Source organism: Metabacillus arenae (assembly GCF_014773385.1).
Lineage (GTDB): Bacteria > Bacillota > Bacilli > Bacillales > Bacillaceae > Metabacillus_D > Metabacillus_D arenae.
The window spans coordinates 219006-236318 of record NZ_JACXAI010000003.1; the positions used below are offsets into that span (position 1 = coordinate 219006).

Below are 17313 nucleotides of genomic sequence, written 5' to 3' on the forward strand. Positions count from 1 at the left end.
GGGTATTTCCTTTTCTAATTATTCGGGTAGGTCTCTTTCAAAAATGTTATAGACTGGTTAATTAGCGCTTTTAAAACATCAACATTAATATCTGCTACTTTATTGATGTATACACACGCTTTTCCTGTCGTATGTTTACCAAAGTCTTTTAACAATTGCTCTCGTTTTGTGTCACCTGTCGCAAAATACAAACTGATTTTTGCTTTGCGGGGTGAAAAGCCGACAAGTGGTGCATCACCTTCATGACCTGTTTTATATTTATAATGATAGGAACCAAACCCAATAATACTTGGTCCCCACATCTTCGCTTCATACCCTGTCGTTTCAGTAAAAATATCCAATAATTTATAGGCGTCTTCCCGTTTTTTAGGGCTTTCGACATTCTCAATAAACTCTATAACACTGTTGTCAGTTTCTTTTGTTTTAAGTTCGTACATAAAAAATCTCCCTCTTTTCTAATAAATAAGTTTAATTTTTCTTTTAAATTTCGGCTGGGGTCGTCCCAATTTCGAAAAAAGATAAATTAAAGCCTTATCAGGATATTATAAATTTCATTATTCATAAAAGTATACTATTTCCCATATATGTCCATCAGGGTCTTTAAAGTGACCAGAATAGCCCCAGTCATAATCCTTTGGCTGGTTAGACAGCAGTGTCCCGCCAGCGGCAGTAGTCTTTTTTAAGATTGAATCTACTTCTTCTTTACTGTCAGCAGTATAACTTAAGATAAATTCAGAAGACTTATTGGAAGTATTCGGTTGATTTGCTACCTTATTAAATTCTGTACGCAAAATGAGCACTAATGACAAATTGCCTTGCATTTCAAAGAGAATATGGTCTTCTCCGTCAACAATCCCTTTTGTTGGTAAACCCAATCCATCCTTATAAAACGCTATTGATTTCGCTAAATCATCAACTGCAAGTGTAATGATATTTATTTTTGGTTTCATCTGCTACCCTTCCATCTATTTTAATCTTTGAATACTTCTCTTTTTTCGATTTAATTCCTTCAATTTTTTTCTACTAACTCAACCAAGTCGTTGAAGAATACACATACCTTGATAAGCGTACATTAAGTTCATACAATATATAAGCGGAACCATCAAAGGTATATCCGAAACAATGGTAGGAGGTTTGCTGAGCAAAGAAGTGACTAATAGTGGTAGTACCAGCGAAGCTGACACCACCCGCAATAAGGAAATGTCAAGGTAATAATAAGTTGTTTAAGTTAAATACTTCCAATACACATACCCCCGTCCTGTTTGGATGGGGGTAAAATAAAGTTTTATTCAACAATCGCGCCCTTCGTATTATATGGTCAGCCAGTCATTTCTGGTTGACCATATAATACGATCGGGCGTAAGAACTGGTTATTTGCCAATACACCACGGGGAGCACGGGCAAGCGCAGCGATTTCCAGCGTAATCGAGCGACAAAAGTTTCAGGTACTTGATGTACCTCTTTGAACAGTTACCCCAGCTTGCGGATCTCCAAGAGTCGCAAGTACTGGAGCCTTTTATGCAGTGGTCGTCATCGCTGCCACCTGCATGTCGCATAACATAACCCTTACTATCTACCGTATACCTGCTCCCATCTGATTACTAGGTGGGGCTATTTGACGCTCACGTTGAAACCTATTGCTTAGTTAAATAAAAACGCATGCCGGGACCATCTATCTTTTTTCGAAAAACCTTAAGTATCCTTTTTGAAAATCCGGTTACCGAGGATTATTTTGGATAGTTTCAATCATATCATACAAACCATAAATTCTATCATACATTTGGCTTCTTTCATATAGGTTGCTATCTTTTGAACCGTATTCTTCAAATACCGCATGCCGAAATTCTTCGGGATAATAACACATATACATAAAATCCAGGGCGGGGTCTTCTACTCCCCCTTCGCTGAACTCTATAACCCCAAGGCGACTGGTAATCTCATCCCAAAAAATATTATCATAATGAAAATCCCCATGAACAACATATGTCTGAATCGATGCAGAATTTCTATAATATTCATTCAAGAAATCCTTCACTTGATTCATTTCAGAATCGGAAAGTTTAGTCTTCAGAAGCCTGAGTCCTTCTTCCATGTCCTTCCGAATATCCTGTGCAAAACCGCTTTGCAAGTCTAAGCCTTGTTCTGATGCCATGTGAAGCTGTCTTAAAAACCTTCCTACTGATATTCCTATGCGCTGTGCTTTTTCCAGATGTACCTTTACATACTGAGGTGTAATTCGATATCCCGGCAAATATTTTTCCACAACGAAATCCTTCGTAGGAGAAATATATAAGCATTCTGGCAAAACTGCCTCTGTGTGCATTCCTAACCTGTGAATCAGTTCCTGTCTTACGCCATAAGCATCTAACTGTAGTCCATCACGGAAGAAGGAAATAACTGGTTTTTTATCAAAAATTAAAACATCTTTCTCACAGCCTGTGGTTATGAACTCAAATTTTTGATAAGATAGTTCACCCATTTCAGCTTTCACAAGATCCAGCTTTCGTTCAAGCAACTGCTGTTTCATTTTATCAAAATCCATAAATACCCCCGCATTAGACTTTGATAAATTCAAATTGTCCAGGAGTTTTTGGTTTTTAGTTGTCCAATTACTTTTTTCTTCTGCCCGGTTGAGCTAAGCTTTAGCGGGTTCGTAGGTTACCAAGAGGGAACCATCCGTAAGTGTTTTGATGTCCACGAGATGGAAGTCCTTCCGCTCCTTAAGATTGTCAAACAAATGCTCGCCTACGTTGACCACCACCGGGTGCACGAGTACCTGATATTCGTCAATAAGATTTGCGTTTGCAAGTGATCGCACGAGCGTTGGACTACCGAAAATAATAATATCGCCGCCGTTACCATTTTTTAGATCCTTAATTTGCTCTTCTATATTACTGCCGGTCAATTGTTTTGGAGTTTCAAATTCTCCCCATTTTAGCTCGTCGAGTGGATGGTTGCCGGTTACAACTAGTTTGTGGGCGTTGTTTATCTTTTCACCCAGGCGTGAACCTACATCGCTGACTTTTATTGGCCAGTCTTTAATATACGGCCACTTTCTAGAGAGGTCTTCGTAGGTTCCGCGGCCAAGCAAAATGGTATCAGCTGTATCGAACCTATTTAATAGATACTCAGAACCCAAGGCGGCGTCAGTTGTCCAAACCATGTAGTTAGTTTTGTCCTCTCGTGGGTCGCCAGTGACAACTCCATTAAAAGTACTGTGAATGAATAGAATGATTTTACGCATTAATTACATCCTTTCAATTTGAGTTTTAGAATTGTATAAACTCATAATCTCATCATTACGCATGTTGCGTTTCTTATATTTTGTTATTTATTTTTTTAACATGTTGATTTGGTCTTCTAAATCGGCTGCCATAGCCAGAGTTCTTGGGTCGTGAATAGTTTCCGTTTCCTCTTCTAGCATTCGCATCTCAATTTCAAATACCCCGAATCCTTCTGGAAACGGCATCTGTAGCGCCCATTCTGCTGCCTCATCCTCTGAACTTACATCAATCAGAGTATATCCTGCAATCAGCTCTTGACCTACAGTAAAAGGTCCAGCAATTACCTCAGGCTCTCCCCCATGTAATGGATATAATATCCTGATCCCGTTAGAACTAGGCTGAAGCTCTTCTGTAGCAAGCAACACTCCGGCTCTGGCTAATGATTTCTTGTACGCATTTACTGCATCGGTGTATTTTCGACTATACTTTACACCCGTCTCTGTATACTCTGTTGCCTTGACAATCAACATAAATCTCATAATTGTTTCCCTCCTTGTGGGAAGATGACTTTTTAAGTAGCTGAGCTAACTTAACCCTTCCCTACTATGACGACGAACAGGGAACTCTGTAATCGACAAAGCTGCGAAAAAAAAGTTATTTCGAAGCTTCAGGACTCACATTCATTTGCCCGGTTCAGTAAAAGCTCCTTCTCACGGTCATTCCGGGTCATCGACGCGGCACGTTCAAATTCTGTACGGGCTTCATCGAACCGCCCTAGCTTGATCAGAAGATCGCCTCTAACGCTAGGCATTAGATGGTATCCCTTAAGGGAAGGTTCGGCACTCAGCTCGTCGACAATCTGTAGTCCAAAGGAGGGTCCAAATGCCATTGATATGGCAACCGCCCGGTTTAATTCGACGATCGGCGATGGGCTTACCCTGGACAGTGCTTCATAAAGGGCAGAAATACGGATCCAATCGGTCTCAGCTGCAGTAGGAGCTTCCGCATGACAAGCAGAAATTGCAGCCTGCAACGCGTATGGACCGAGTGTGCTTCCAAGCTCCTGGCTGCGTTTAAGTGCGGCTAATCCACGACGGATCAGCAATCTATCCCACTTAGCCCGATTTTGGTCCATCAGAAGTATGGGTTCACCTGTAGCGTTAACCCGAGTTTTAAGACGAGAAGATTGAATCTCCATTAAGGCAACCAGTCCGTAAACTTCTGATTCATGTGGTGCAATCTCGGAAAGTACGCGTCCGAGTCTCAGTGCCTCCTGACATAGCAGCGGTCGAATCCAGTGATCCCCAGAGGTTGCTGAATACCCTTCATTGAACATCAGGTAAATCACCTCGAGTACTGTAGATAGACGTTCTTTACTTTCTTCTCCTGTAGGCACCTCAAAAGGAACCTTCTCGGCCCTAAGGGTTCTCTTGGCCCGGACCACTCGCTGGGCGATCGTTGATTCGGCAACAAGGAACGAACGTGCGATTTCATCTGTAGTAAGTCCGCATAACAGGCGAAGCGTTAGAGCAACTCTGGCATCTTGTGATAACACTGGATGGCAGGTCATAAAAATTAGACGAAGGAGATCGTCACCAATCTCCCCGTCCAAAGCATAATCTATATCTTCCTCGTTATATAAATCCATACTGCGGGCGATCTCTACATACTTCTGATCACGTAGCTTAGTCCTGCGCATAAGATCGATCGCGCGCCGCTTCGCTGTTGTCATCAGCCAGGCACCAGGATTGTCTGGAATGCCGATCTCCGGCCATTGTTCTAGGGCAATTACCAAAGCATCGTGGGCAAGATCCTCTGCAACACCGACGTCCCGTAGCATTCGGGTTAAACTCGCAATTAGCTTTGCCGACTCCATTCTCCATATTGCATCAATCGTTCTATGTGTATCGATCAAACTCACGCTTTTTTCTGCTCCCCTACCTGCTTGTCAAGTTCTGCATCTTTTTCCAGCAATTCTGGATTAATCGTAAGATCCTCCGCTTCATATAACGGCCTGAGCTCAATCTCCCCTTGTCCAAATCCATGGGGATCTGGATAACGATGTGCCCATTCTATTGCTTCTTCTTTCGATTTGACTTCAATTAGCGTATATCCCGCGATTAATTCTTTTGCCTCCGTAAACGGACCATCAATGACTTTAGGTTTCCCTCCAGGTACCGGATAGGAAATCCGAATTCCGCTTGAACTTGGCTGCAGTCCGGCCCTATCGAGCAAAACACCGGCTTTCGCCAATTCCTCGTGATACTTTTGCATGGCACCATAAAGCTCCTCACTCGGCATAACCCTCTCTTCTGAATCTGTTGTAGCCTTGACAATGATCATAAATCTCATATGTGTTTACCTCCTATTTTATTGTGAAGCTTCGTATACCGATGTAAAAAGCGTTCGGGTAATTCTGCTTCTATTTATACGACGAACTAATCTTGATTGGATCGACAGCGATTATAAAAAAATTTTCGGGAAAAGCGCCCGATTCTATAAGATAATGTTTAAATACTTCTTAATCTAAATCTAAATTTTCTCTTTCATTATCGCGAAATCCCAGTGGATCTGAAGAATATTGGTATACATTGAGTTTATAGTTATCTAAATCCCCTTCAGATAAATTGCTTTCCAAATAATTTTCAACTTCCGTTATGTCACCATCATCATATACACTTACTGAAATTATAGGGTCTGTGTCACCAATTTGTGTACTTTGCAAACCATAATTGTCCCATAGTGAATTGCGTAGAAAATATGGAGTATGATGAAGAGCTAGATGAGTTTATTTTTGCAAATGATCAACGCCTTATTTTCCAGTATGAAACCACGAAAATGTCAGAGAATGGTTATGTTTCGACCAAAAGGAGATATTCTTGTTTTGAATGTACAGGATGCCCATTTCAATCTACTTGTGCAAAAGGAAAAGATCGAAAAACAATTACAATATCTTTAGAAAATCAAAGACAAAGAAAAGAGATTCGTGAACGACTTCAGACGAAGAAGGGCGCAAACTATATAGCCAACGAAAATGTGATGTGGAAAGTGTATTTGGACAGCTAAAGCACAATCAGCAATTCAAACGCTTTTAGATGCGTGGTCTCCAAAAAAATTCTGTCGAATGGGGGCTTCTTTGCGTTGCACATAACTGTAAGAAAATGCAGAAAGCGATAGAACGAAATAAAGAAATCGAGAAAAATGGACGACAATAAGGGCTGAAATAGCTCTTTTTATTGTTTGAAAACCCCACTATTTGAATTTCGACAAAGAAAAATAGAAAAGGGTGCTCAAAAGGTCATCATTTATCGACCTTTTGAGTCACCCTCTGATCGATTAGTAATTGGCTTCTATTTATATCTCCGTTTCATGATTCTCGATTTTCTTCAGCAGAGGGCCATTCATTGTACGAACTAGGATTGGTTTGTCTCCACTTGCTGCATATTCATTTAACGAAAAAGCACCGTATTCTGTTTCAACTTGCACATCAACGCAAATGGTTATTTTATTCAATTCTGCTTCAAGTTCACTAGCAAGCTTTTTGGTAAGAAGATTAGTAAATCGAATCACGATATCAATGTCACTTGTTTTTGTCGTTGTTTCTTTGTCGCTGGCTAGTTCAAAACCAACACTTCCTGCCGGACCCCACACGAGCGAATAGTTATTCATTAACTCATTGATTTGATCCAAGCACTGAAAAATATTTTTTTGCTGTTTCACCCATTTCCTTTCAACAGCGAGTTGTTCAGGAGTAATCCTTCTAACAATCCGATCCACTGTTAAGAAAGCCGCGAACCGTTCATTCCTTTGTGTTCCGCGTACACCAACGGCAACTTTACCTGCACCTGCCTGGGCACGTCTTACAACTACAAAAGGAGCGGCTGCAATCGATTTTTCTACCCATTCTGGGAATGGAGTAAAACTTGTTAGGTCTGTCACATTATTTATTTCTAATAAATCATGAGGATTTAGTTCCATTGCTCATTCAACTTTTCTCTTACTAAAATTGAAGCAGCTCTGCCCGTTTGTGCAAAGGAAGATTTTAATCTCCTACTTAGATCCTTTGAAGGATCATGCAAGATATCTTCCAGCGCATGTTCAATTTCTTGGTAAATCTTATTGCGATCTTGAATGTCAGGAGCATCTGCTTGCACTCCTTCAACGACTGAAAATAATGCCCCGAGCGTTTCAAATGAATTGATGTCATAGGCCATAGCTGGTACTTTCTTTGTTGCAGCTTCCAATTCATCAAGGCTTCGGTTTGTTACACGAGCTGCTGATTGTTTAGACATAACATGGATATTGACATCTTCATCACGTAATGCGATTAGTCGATTCGCTTGCATTCCGTGTGCTAAAAAGGCGCCGGAAATAGCCTTTCCTGGTATGAATGAAATCACTGGATGACCACTTAATCTTGCAGATGCATAAGCATCAACAGCAGCGGCACAAGCTTGATGGATTCCCAGCAGCTCTTCCCGATATCCATAGGCTTGGCTTGGTACATCGATTATGGCTACAATGGCCCGTTTTTCACTATTTTGACCTGCTTTGATCACTTCGCGAATATGCTTGGCAATCGACCAGCCCTCTAGAAGACCAATTTCTCCGTTTCGCGCACGTGGAAAACGATTTTGAGAATCTGGTACAACAGCAATAAACCGAACTTTCCTCTCACCAATTCCCACGTCAGCAACACGAACGGATGGAATGTCTCCAATTTCAGGAGCATCATTACGTAATAAATCAAACCAGGTGCTTCCTCGCCCAGAAGGACTATTTTTTTCTGGAATTGATGAAAGCTTATTGATCACGGTAATTTCAGTCTTACCCCAAAGCTCACGGACGTTTTCAGGGGACAAGTCTTGAGATGGATCAACCAATTGTAAGAGCGTTTCATATCGGCTTATTTGTTCAGTTCGAGGTACCTTTAAAATATGATTATTTATGATTGAAGAAATAGCTTCTTTTAACGACTCTTTATCATCGTCAATGAATACATCAGCAAAGCCGGAAGCTATTCGTTGTTTCCCCCCGATTGTCCTCCAAATTAGCGGTTTATCTTTCGAATCGAATTCGCGAATACCGGCCTCCTGCTCAATGACCTCTGGTCCGTTTAAACCAAGCCTGCCTTCACTTGTCATGATGATCGAGCTGCAAAGACCCGCCGTAATTGACATTCCGCCAAATGCACCAATTTTCCCTGGAATAATCCCGATAACAGGAACATAGCGTCGGAGTGCAACAATAGCTGCTCCGATTTCAGCAATGGAAAGTAAACCATAATTGGCTTCTTGTAATCTAACCCCACCTGTATCGAAGACAAAAACAGGTATCACCTTTTTGCCACCTTCACAATCTAGCAAGGCCAATTCTAATGCTCCGGCAATTTTTGCACCAGACACTTCACCAATCCCCCCGCCTTGGAATTTACCCTCAATAGAGATCACAAGCGCAGGATGATTGTTAATTGTACCTTTTGCGATAACAACACCATCATCACTTTGCGGCACGATTCCTTGCGGTTCCAAGTGGGGAGATTCTAATTCATCCAAAGGACCAAGCAATTCTCGAAATGTCCCATTATCTAAGATACCAACAGCTCTTTCACGTGCATTACATTCTACAAAACTAGCTTTTATTGTTTTCATCATGACAACTCACCTCCAGCGCCTGTTCAAGACGAAGTTTTACAACACCAGGGGTTGCACCGAAATCATTTATTTTCACGGTTGCCGCAATATCATGCATGGTAAAAAACCGGTGAATGACTGCTTCCCATGTATTTTTATAACCCGAAACACCAGTGCGAACTGTTATGTCTGTCTGTGAATGGCTCGATGGTCTCATAATAACTTCAAGATCCCCTGAGCCCACAACTCCTACATGTGCAAAACGATCAATTTTTTTTGTTGCTGGAAAGGAATATGTGATTTTCTCCAACTAAAACACCCCCATTAATCTTGTACATTAAGAAAGTTAAAAAAAATAGCATTTCGAAGTAGTTATTTCTGTTCTAAAGATATGGCTCTAGCAAAGTTTTCTTTTTATAAATGCTCTGTAAACTTGGTTGTTAATTTCCGCTACAGGCTTTCACTTTCCGAGGACGATCCACATATGGCTTACATCATCCAGTGAGCTCTAGTCCATATTTGGCTAAACAGACGCCTCCACTTTTCTTTTTAATTGGTATTCATTCAGCCCTTCTTCACCTTTATGAATCAAATGAATTTTATTTAAAAAGAGTGTCGCAGCCAGGAGATCGGCACTGCCACCCGGAGATATATTTCGGCTAATAAACTCACTATCTAGCATATATAATAAACAATAATCATTCGTAGCTAAACATGCAGCCGCTTGCTTTTTAGCAAATAATAAAGCTTCAGGCCCACCTCTGTGTAAAATACATGTGTCATCAAGATGAGCAATTAATGAAAGCAATGCATTTAACCTAGCTTTCTCCTCCGTTATCCCGATCGATCTTGAGTGGATCAGCATTGGAAACGAAATTTTCATAATATGGGGGAACCCTTGCTGTGCCTCTCCTTTTGCACCATTTACGCCATATTTTGTTATGACCTTACTGCCATTTGTAACAGTATGGGGACATTGCCGGTCAGGGAAGCGAGCAAGTTGACCTGCTGTAGAAACAATTTCTTCAACTGAATAGTTCCCTGTTCCGACCGAAATCGCCGATGTGAGTAAGCCAAGTGACCAAATCGCGCCTTTATGCGTATTTACACCGCACGTTACGGCAAACATGGCTGCTTCTCCATCCCTCCCAATCGCCGCAATTTCCTCTCTTAAGGATTGTGAAGGTTGTCTGCCGAAACTGATGAATGCGATATTTTCAAATGCATTTTTTAGCGATTGGGCTGAATCTGTCATTAATTGAAATGTTAGATCTTTGTGTGCACCTGTATTTTTTCGATCAACAAGTCCAGGTTTTGGTGTAAGCTCCAATTCTTCAATTAATGAGCAAACAGCCATTTCTGCAACAGTCCTACTGAATAAATGTTTATCGATGACCATCCACTCCTCGCATTTACCAGCTTTTAAATTTTGAAGGTGGTTCATATAACCCTTCTGACCATTCAACAATTTCTTCTACACTTTTTGCAGCAAGTAATGAACGCTTGGCATCTGTTCTACGAATCTGTAAATCTTCAGGAAGTGCAATTAACCCTTCTCTACGTAATTCAGCTGTTTTAGCAGAATCATGCTTTAGTCCCACTGATGTAACTCCAGCGACTGCTGAGAGTGCTTCTCTTCGCTTTTCCATGCTGTCTGTTTTATATAAATAGGCAATTCCTTCTTCAGTGACAACATGTGTGACATCATCACCATAAATCATGACAGGTGCTATTGCTAGGCCAGAATCTTTCTTTACATCAATGGCATCAAGTGACTCGACAAAAACTGGTTTGTTTCCGGCTTGAAAGGTCTCAACTACTTGGACGACTAGTTTTTTTCCATATGCAAGGGGATCCTCTGAGGTCATCATATTTAACCAAGCTGGTGTTGAATGACGGCGCCCGCCAGGATTATGGCCCATATTAGGTGCTCCGCCATACCCGGTAAGTCTTCCTCTCGTAACAGTTGAAGAATTTCCATCATGATCCAGTTGCAATGTTGAACCAATAAATAGATCAACCGCGTATTGTCCAGCCATTTGGCATAGGGTTCGATTGGATCGTAAGCTGCCATCACGACCTGTAAAAAATACATCTCGGCGTGCGGCAACATATTTCTCCATACCAACCTCTCCGCCAAAACAATGCACACTTTCCACCCAGCCGCTTTCAATCGCTGGAATTAATGTAGGATGCGGATTTAACGCCCAGTGCTTACATATCTTCCCCTTTAAACCTAGCGATTCTCCGTAGGTTGGTAATAGTAATTCAATAGCAGCCGTGTTGTATCCGATCCCATGGTTTAACGATTGTACCTGATGTTTTTCATAAATTCCTCGAATAACCGTCATCGCCTGCAATACTTGAATATCGGTTATGTGACGCGGATCACGAGTAAATAAAGGTTCCAATTCGTACGGTTGATCAGCAACAACGATGAAATCAATCCAAGAACCCGGAACATCTACACGCGGCAATTCATCTAATAATTCATTCACCTGTGCAATGACAATCCCATCTCGAAAAGCCGCTGCTTCAACAAGTGTTGGTGTTTCTTCCGTATTTGGTCCTGTATACAAATTTCCGTTTCGATCTGCTTTATCAGCTGCCACCAAAGCAACTGATGGGATTAAATCTATGAAAAGGCGACCATACAGCTCGATATATGTATGGATTTCCCCCATCGTTAATTTACCATCTTCTAGCATTTGGGCCATCCGCAGACTTTGCGGCCCAGCATAAGCAAAGTCCACTTTTTTGGCGATTCCTTTTTCAAATAAATCCAAATGTTCTGGTCTTGAAATACTTGACATTATCATGTGCAAATCATGTACTTTTTTCGGATTGATCTGAGCGAGTGCTTCTGATAAAAACGATGCTTGCTTCTGATTATTTCCTTCCATCACGACACGATCGCCTGGTCTAATTAATTTTTCCATTGCATCAACAATATGTTCGGTAGGAATTAATATCCCTTCGACCAACCCTTTAACACTTTCAATTCGCTTCTTTTTTGCGTCAAGACGTGTTGTCCATGACTTCTTTTGACCTTCTGCCTGTTTTATCATAACCATCATAAATCCCCCTTGTTTATCCCATTCTCAATAGGCAGTAAAACCCTAAAAAAACAAAAGAAGATTAGCGGGAGATAACTGCCTGTAAAAATCCGACGAAGGACAGGACGTCCAAGTCAGGCGAAGCCACAGGAGGTGGCCGTTCTGAGCGTGATAAGTTTCGCTAACCATCAGTGGGGACAAAAAAACCCCTACCGATGGAAGTCTTACTTATTTCTTTCGTTCACGCTTTGCAACATACTGACAATCGTCAAATCCATTTCCATCAACAGAAAGAATTCTTGCTTCGGGAAAGGCCCTTGCTGCCAGATTTGACAAAATGGTTCCTGGTGGCATTTCGATAAATAACCTGGCGCCTTTTTCATATAGAATCGTAGCTGCATCATGCCACTGAACAGCGGAAGAAACACTTTCAGCAAGATCAAGACGAATTTCCTCAGGATCATTTAATAGCCTTGCCCGACGATTTCCTGCATAAGGTATTTTCGGCCGTTTAAATGTAATATCATGAAGCGCATAAGCAAGTGCTTCTGAAACAGGAGCTAATAATGGACAATGTGATGGTGTTGAAACGTTTAACAGGGAAGCACAGCGTGCACCATTTTCCTCTGCGATTTTTAAAATCCTATGTATCCCTGGCAGAGCTCCTGATATCGTTAGTTGATCTGGTGCATTTCGATTCGCAATATATACTGGACTTTTTTCTTCGAAATGGTCAGTAAGAAAAGCTTCAAGTTGAGTTCCATTTAAACCGAGAATCACTCCCATCCCATAACCATTAGGATGAGCTTGTTCCATTAAATGGCCACGCAATTGGACGATTTTCACTGCATCTTTAAAATCAATTGCTCCTGCAGCCACTGCAGCACTAAAAGCACCAACAGAATGACCTGCGACAAAATCAGGGGTAACTCCTTTTGCTTCAAACGCTTTAAAAGCAGCAACCTCTGCTGCAAGAAGAGAGAGCTGAACCGCTTTGGTTGATACAAGTGACTCCTTTGTTTGAAAGTTGTATACGTTTTTATTTAATATTTCGGATGCAGTTTCTAGTACATTTTCCACTGCATTACACTTCGGCAAGTCATCTAGCATCCCAGGTCGTTGTGAGCCCTGACCGGGAAACAAAAAGGCAAGTTTCACAATGTCACCTCCACCAATCAACTAGGAACGAAGCATTTTTTGAACACTTAATATGACGTCTTCATTATGCTTAGCCAATAACTTTGATAACTCGTCAAGTTTTTGTTCTTCTAAAAATTGAATGATAAGTTCATGCTCTGTGATCGACTTTTCAATATTGCCTTCATTTGTGAATGACACGCTTTGAACCCTTAACAGCGGCCAGCCAAGACGTAAGTACATATTTTTAATTGTTTCGCTCTTGCTCATCATGATGAGATACATATGAAACGAGTGATTTAATTGTGTATAGGTGTAAACATTATCCATTGATTTCATTTGCATTAGAATTTGTTTCATTTCTTCTAACAAGTTTTGATTTGTTCCATGTTTCTTAATACGATCCATTCCCATGTTTTCAAGCATATTTCGAATCTCTAAGAGATCGTATATTTCATTTTCGGTATATTCTTTTACAACTGCACCTTTACGAGGAATTCTTTCAACAAGACCTTCAATCGCAAGTAAATAGATTGCTTCTCGGACCGGTGCCCTGCTTGTTCCATACTCTTCTGCATATATATGTTCAACTAATTTTTCACCAGGCTTCAGTTCACCTGTGATGATTTGTTCTGTGATATGCTTTGCAATTGAATCAGATAAGGCGTTATTTTCAAATTTTGACTTCAAGCTATAGATCCTCCTTAAACCGCATACAGAATATAGTCGACTGTCGATTTTATTATACAAAAATTTAAAGATGAGTTCAATATTTTTTAAAAATTCAAAATTATACTTGATTTTTATATTTTTCACCTTTATGATTAACCCTAGAATACAGTCGACTTTATACTACGATATTTTGAAAACGCTTTCTAACACCTGCTGCCATTCCTATATTACGGCTGTGTTTTTTCTTCAAAAAACAGTGAGGTGAATTCATGGTTATTTTCGGTGTTGCATTGCTTTCGATTTGTATGCTGACTGGTATCTTTTTAGGTGAAATGATGGGACTATCACTTGGTATTGAAGCAAATGTTGGCGGTGTAGGAATCGCGATGTTAATGCTTGTCCTTATCGTTGATTACCTAAAGAAACGTGACAAGCTAAGCAAAGCTGCTCAAGATGGTGTAGGTTTTTGGAGTGCAATGTATATTCCAATCGTCATTGCTATGTCAGCTAACCAAAATGTTGCAGGTGCGCTTGATGGCGGTCCTCTCGCAATCATTACCGGTATTGCTGTAGTATTAATTAGTTGGATGTTTGTACCTATTCTAAGCAAAAGCAAATCCCAAACATCAAGTGAAAACATCACTGTAGATAACGATATCATTGGAGGGAAAACTACAAATGTTCGAAACATTAAGTAATGTATTTATTGAAAACCAGCTTATCGTTTCTTTTGCAATTGTAGGGATCACAATGTACATCGCATATGTTATCTCCAATAAATTAACGAAAGGGAGAATTCACGGGTCGGCTATAGCTATTATTATTGGTTTGCTTCTAGCCTATATTGGCGGTGTTACAACAGGTGGTGAGAAAGGATTATCCGATATTAGCATCTTTGCTGGAATCGGTTTAATGGGCGGTGGAATGCTTCGTGATTTTGCAATTGTAGCTACTGCGTTCGGTGCAAATTTTGATGAAATAAAAAAAGCTGGGCTCAATGGGATTGCTTCACTATTTATTGGTGTAATCCTTTCTTTTATCGTAGGTGTGGCGATCGCCTTCGCCTTTGGGTATTCAGATGCTGTAAGCCTCACAACGATCGGTGCAGGTACCGCAACATATATTGTAGGACCAGTCACCGGTGCTGCAATTGGAGCAAGTTCTGAAGTAATAACAATCAGCATTGCTGCAGGTCTTGTAAAATCAATCTTAACTATGATCGGAACACCATTTATTGCGAAATACATAGGGCTAAATAATCCCCGTACAGCAATGGTTTACGGAGGATTAATGGGAACAACCAGCGGTGTAGCTGGTGGATTAGCTGCAACAGATCCAAAACTAGTCCCCTATGGTGCTGTGACAGCAACATTTTATACAGGTCTCGGCTGTTTGATGGCGCCATCGATTCTCTTTTTAATAACTAGAGCCCTTTTTGGATAAAACAAAGTAAGAATCATATATTAATAGTAGTGAAAAGAGGCTGACCCAAAAGTCTAGATAATTAGATTTTTGGGTTTAGTCCCTTTTGTTTTAAGCATAAAAAAACAAAAAAATCGTTCCTCTTTGTATAATGAAGTTGCCACACAAAATTATCAAAGATTTTATGAAATATGATCAAATCTCTTTCGTTAATTATAACATGAATCAGTTAGTTCTTCCATTAGACCTTGAAATTCTTATTCCGCAAAATCACCTATCAACTATTGTTCATGAAGCCGTCGAAAAGCTAAACGACTCTTTGTTGGTTGAACCCTACAAAGGTGGTGGCCGTCCAAGACCGTGAAAATCATGGGAAAAAACCGTTCCCACCGGATAAGTTTGAGAAAGAAGAATCGAAGGAAATCAAAGAAAGCACAACCGATCCAGAGAGTGGTTACTACGTTAAAGACGAACGTACAAAACAGTTTTCCTATTCTTTCATTGCCGCCGCAGACGTATTGCCATTGCGGAATCTACCAAAAAATGTTGAGCCATTATTCCCATTTGGATATGGATTAAGCTATACGACATTCGAATTTTTGCCGAAAAGGTAGGCTTTCCTATACATTTTCAATGCTACATATCATATTATTCCCAATTTCACAGTTTCTTCTGTGTTACCAAGGGGTGGCTCTTTTGGGAATTGAACCTCTTATAGCCTTACAAGAATTTGGCATTTTCCCTTGATGTTGTATAGAGCCAGAATAACTTTATTTAAATTCCGGTAGCCATTCTCCGTGAGCTTCTATTAGATCATTGCAAAGTGAAACAATATCATCAAGAGATAATTCAGCTGCAGTGTGTGGGTCAAGCATAGCAGCTTGATAAATATATTCCTTTTTACGAGTAATTGCTGCTTCAATTGTAAGTAATTGAGTATTAATATTCGTACGATTTAATGCAGCGAGTTGTTCTGGAAGGTCACCAACATAAGTAGGACTTACACCACTCCGATCAGCAATACAAGGTACCTCTACACATGCTTTTTCCGGTAAATTGCTTATAAGCCTTCCAGTGTTTAAGACATTTCCACCAAACTTGAATGGATTATTTGTTTCAATTGCCTCAATTATTCGTGAACCATATTCATTTGATCTTGTATGGCTTAATTCTTTATTATTCACTAAGTCCTTTCTCATTGTTTCCCATCTATTTATTTGATCTTCACAACGACGTGGATATTCATCTAATGGAATATTAAGTTTTTCAATAAGTTCTGGGTACCTGGATTTTATAAAATATGGATGATATTCAGCATTATGTTCAGATGATTCTGTCACATAATATCCGAATTTATCCATCAGCTCAAAACGTACCATATCATCGTGCTTTGTTTTTTGCTTTTCTTTTGCACGTCGTTTTATTTCTGGATAGAGATCCTCTCCATTACGCTTTATTTCTAATAACCAAGCCATGTGGTTTATTCCGGCAATTTTTTCTTCAATCCCATTTAGATCCATATCTAGTCCATTAAATAAGTGTTTTGTACAAGCCTGTACACTATGACACAACCCAACTGTATTGATAGCAGTAAAGCGATTCATTACGCCGGTTAATACTGCCATTGGATTTGTATAATTTAGAAATAAAGCATTCGGACATACTTCTTCCATATCTTTTGCAAAATCCAACATAACTGGAATTGTTCGTAGATTTCTAAAAATGCCTCCAATTCCTACAGTATCTGCTATAGTTTGCCTTAGACCATATTTTTTTGGTATTTCAAAATCAATGACTGTACTTGGTTTGTAACCGCCAACTTGAATTGCATTAATCACGTATTTGGCATTTTGAAGTGCATCCTTACGATCTAAATATGCATGAATCGAAATATTTTTCTGTAGGGATTCCTTAAGGTTATTCAACATTTTTTCTGAATCCCTTAACCGCTGTTCGTCTATATCATATAATGCGAATTCAAAACCTTCTAACTCAGGAACAAACATACAATCTCCAAGAATGTTTTTTGCAAATACTGTACTACCTGCACCTAAAAATGTAATTTTTGACATTCATTTTCCCTCCAATAGAAAAAAATTGTTCAACCTTATACGTAACTATTAATAATGAAGCTTCAAACTAATTACGTTATAATAATAGTATGATGGA

General features: G+C 40.0%; 18 protein-coding genes and 3 pseudogenes. 5 read left to right on the forward strand and 16 right to left on the reverse strand.

Going from position 1 to position 17313, the window contains the following annotated elements; all coding sequences use genetic code 11:
* Nucleotides 1–14: 14 nt before the first annotated feature.
* Both IC621_RS04195 and IC621_RS04200 read right to left on the reverse strand, forming a co-directional pair.
* Nucleotides 15–437 (reverse strand): DUF1801 domain-containing protein, encoded by a 423-nt coding sequence (locus IC621_RS04195; protein WP_191156027.1) that lies wholly within the window; start codon nucleotides 435–437, stop codon nucleotides 15–17.
* Between the two features lie 117 nt (nucleotides 438–554).
* Nucleotides 555–950 (reverse strand): VOC family protein, encoded by a 396-nt coding sequence (locus IC621_RS04200; protein ID WP_191156028.1) that lies wholly within the window; start codon nucleotides 948–950, stop codon nucleotides 555–557.
* A 402-nt stretch (nucleotides 951–1352) separates the two neighbouring features.
* On the opposite strand from IC621_RS04200, the pseudogene IC621_RS26335 reads away from it, so the two are divergent.
* Nucleotides 1353–1563, forward strand: a pseudogene (locus tag IC621_RS26335) (IS66 family transposase); the annotation flags it as partial.
* A gap of 154 nt (nucleotides 1564–1717) precedes the next feature.
* Here IC621_RS26335 and IC621_RS04205 read toward each other — a convergent pair.
* The 6 genes from IC621_RS04205 to IC621_RS04230 all read right to left on the reverse strand — a co-directional run bounded on the left by IC621_RS04205 (nucleotide 1718) and on the right by IC621_RS04230 (nucleotide 5949).
* A complete protein-coding gene (locus IC621_RS04205; RefSeq protein WP_191156029.1) occupies nucleotides 1718–2542 on the reverse strand; it encodes a phosphotransferase family protein in 825 nt (274 codons plus the stop codon).
* 93 nt (nucleotides 2543–2635) lie between these two features.
* A complete protein-coding gene (locus IC621_RS04210) occupies nucleotides 2636–3244 on the reverse strand; it encodes a dihydrofolate reductase family protein (RefSeq protein ID WP_191156030.1) in 609 nt (202 codons plus the stop codon).
* Between the two features lie 87 nt (nucleotides 3245–3331).
* Nucleotides 3332–3763, reverse strand: coding sequence for a YciI family protein (locus IC621_RS04215; protein WP_191156032.1), 432 nt, complete (start codon nucleotides 3761–3763; stop codon nucleotides 3332–3334).
* A 128-nt stretch (nucleotides 3764–3891) separates the two neighbouring features.
* On the reverse strand, nucleotides 3892–5145 hold the full coding sequence (locus IC621_RS04220) for an RNA polymerase sigma factor (RefSeq protein ID WP_191156033.1): 1254 nt from the start codon (nucleotides 5143–5145) through the stop codon (nucleotides 3892–3894).
* On the reverse strand, nucleotides 5142–5576 hold the full coding sequence (locus tag IC621_RS04225) for a YciI family protein (RefSeq protein WP_191156035.1): 435 nt from the start codon (nucleotides 5574–5576) through the stop codon (nucleotides 5142–5144). The genes IC621_RS04220 and IC621_RS04225 overlap by 4 nt, the downstream gene beginning before the upstream one ends.
* Nucleotides 5577–5745: 169 nt before the next feature.
* On the reverse strand, nucleotides 5746–5949 hold the full coding sequence (locus tag IC621_RS04230; protein WP_191156037.1) for a hypothetical protein: 204 nt from the start codon (nucleotides 5947–5949) through the stop codon (nucleotides 5746–5748).
* 26 nt (nucleotides 5950–5975) lie between these two features.
* On the opposite strand from IC621_RS04230, the pseudogene IC621_RS04235 reads away from it, so the two are divergent.
* Nucleotides 5976–6439, forward strand: a pseudogene (locus IC621_RS04235) (transposase); the annotation flags it as partial.
* A gap of 139 nt (nucleotides 6440–6578) precedes the next feature.
* Here the strand turns inward: IC621_RS04235 and IC621_RS04240 are convergent.
* The 7 genes from IC621_RS04240 to IC621_RS04270 form a co-directional block, all read right to left on the reverse strand.
* Nucleotides 6579–7202 carry a malonate decarboxylase holo-ACP synthase gene (locus tag IC621_RS04240; RefSeq protein ID WP_191156041.1) on the reverse strand — a complete coding sequence of 208 codons (624 nt, stop codon included), beginning with the start codon at nucleotides 7200–7202 and terminating at the stop codon, nucleotides 6579–6581.
* Nucleotides 7193–8878, reverse strand: a complete 1686-nt coding sequence (mdcD, locus tag IC621_RS04245; RefSeq protein ID WP_191156043.1) for a biotin-independent malonate decarboxylase subunit beta — start codon at nucleotides 8876–8878, stop codon at nucleotides 7193–7195. The genes IC621_RS04240 and mdcD overlap by 10 nt, the downstream gene beginning before the upstream one ends.
* A complete protein-coding gene (locus IC621_RS04250) occupies nucleotides 8856–9167 on the reverse strand; it encodes a malonate decarboxylase subunit delta (RefSeq protein WP_191156046.1) in 312 nt (103 codons plus the stop codon). The genes mdcD and IC621_RS04250 overlap by 23 nt, the downstream gene beginning before the upstream one ends.
* Before the next feature lie 213 nt (nucleotides 9168–9380).
* Nucleotides 9381–10301 carry a triphosphoribosyl-dephospho-CoA synthase gene (locus tag IC621_RS04255; protein ID WP_318153002.1) on the reverse strand — a complete coding sequence of 307 codons (921 nt, stop codon included), beginning with the start codon at nucleotides 10299–10301 and terminating at the stop codon, nucleotides 9381–9383.
* Nucleotides 10270–11931 carry a malonate decarboxylase subunit alpha gene (gene mdcA / locus IC621_RS04260; protein ID WP_191156048.1) on the reverse strand — a complete coding sequence of 554 codons (1662 nt, stop codon included), beginning with the start codon at nucleotides 11929–11931 and terminating at the stop codon, nucleotides 10270–10272. Before mdcA ends, IC621_RS04255 begins: the two co-directional genes overlap by 32 nt.
* 210 nt (nucleotides 11932–12141) lie before the next feature.
* The gene (mdcH, locus tag IC621_RS04265; protein ID WP_191156050.1) at nucleotides 12142–13071 is read right to left on the reverse strand and encodes a malonate decarboxylase subunit epsilon; all 930 of its coding nucleotides are present in this window, start codon (nucleotides 13069–13071) and stop codon (nucleotides 12142–12144) included.
* A 21-nt stretch (nucleotides 13072–13092) separates the two neighbouring features.
* Nucleotides 13093–13740, reverse strand: coding sequence for a GntR family transcriptional regulator (locus IC621_RS04270; RefSeq protein WP_191156052.1), 648 nt, complete (start codon nucleotides 13738–13740; stop codon nucleotides 13093–13095).
* A gap of 251 nt (nucleotides 13741–13991) precedes the next feature.
* Here IC621_RS04270 and madL point away from each other — a divergent pair, with 251 nt between their 5' ends.
* The 3 genes and pseudogenes from madL to IC621_RS04285 all read left to right on the forward strand — a co-directional run.
* The gene (gene madL / locus IC621_RS04275; RefSeq protein ID WP_191156054.1) at nucleotides 13992–14420 is read left to right on the forward strand and encodes a malonate transporter subunit MadL; all 429 of its coding nucleotides are present in this window, start codon (nucleotides 13992–13994) and stop codon (nucleotides 14418–14420) included.
* A complete protein-coding gene (madM, locus tag IC621_RS04280) occupies nucleotides 14401–15165 on the forward strand; it encodes a malonate transporter subunit MadM (protein ID WP_191156056.1) in 765 nt (254 codons plus the stop codon). The genes madL and madM overlap by 20 nt, the downstream gene beginning before the upstream one ends.
* Before the next feature lie 335 nt (nucleotides 15166–15500).
* A pseudogene (locus tag IC621_RS04285) lies at nucleotides 15501–15659 on the forward strand (IS5/IS1182 family transposase); the annotation flags it as partial.
* Between the two features lie 255 nt (nucleotides 15660–15914).
* Here IC621_RS04285 and melA read toward each other — a convergent pair.
* A complete protein-coding gene (melA, locus tag IC621_RS04290) occupies nucleotides 15915–17216 on the reverse strand; it encodes an alpha-glucosidase/alpha-galactosidase (protein ID WP_191156058.1) in 1302 nt (433 codons plus the stop codon).
* Between the last annotated feature and the right edge of the window lie 97 nt (nucleotides 17217–17313).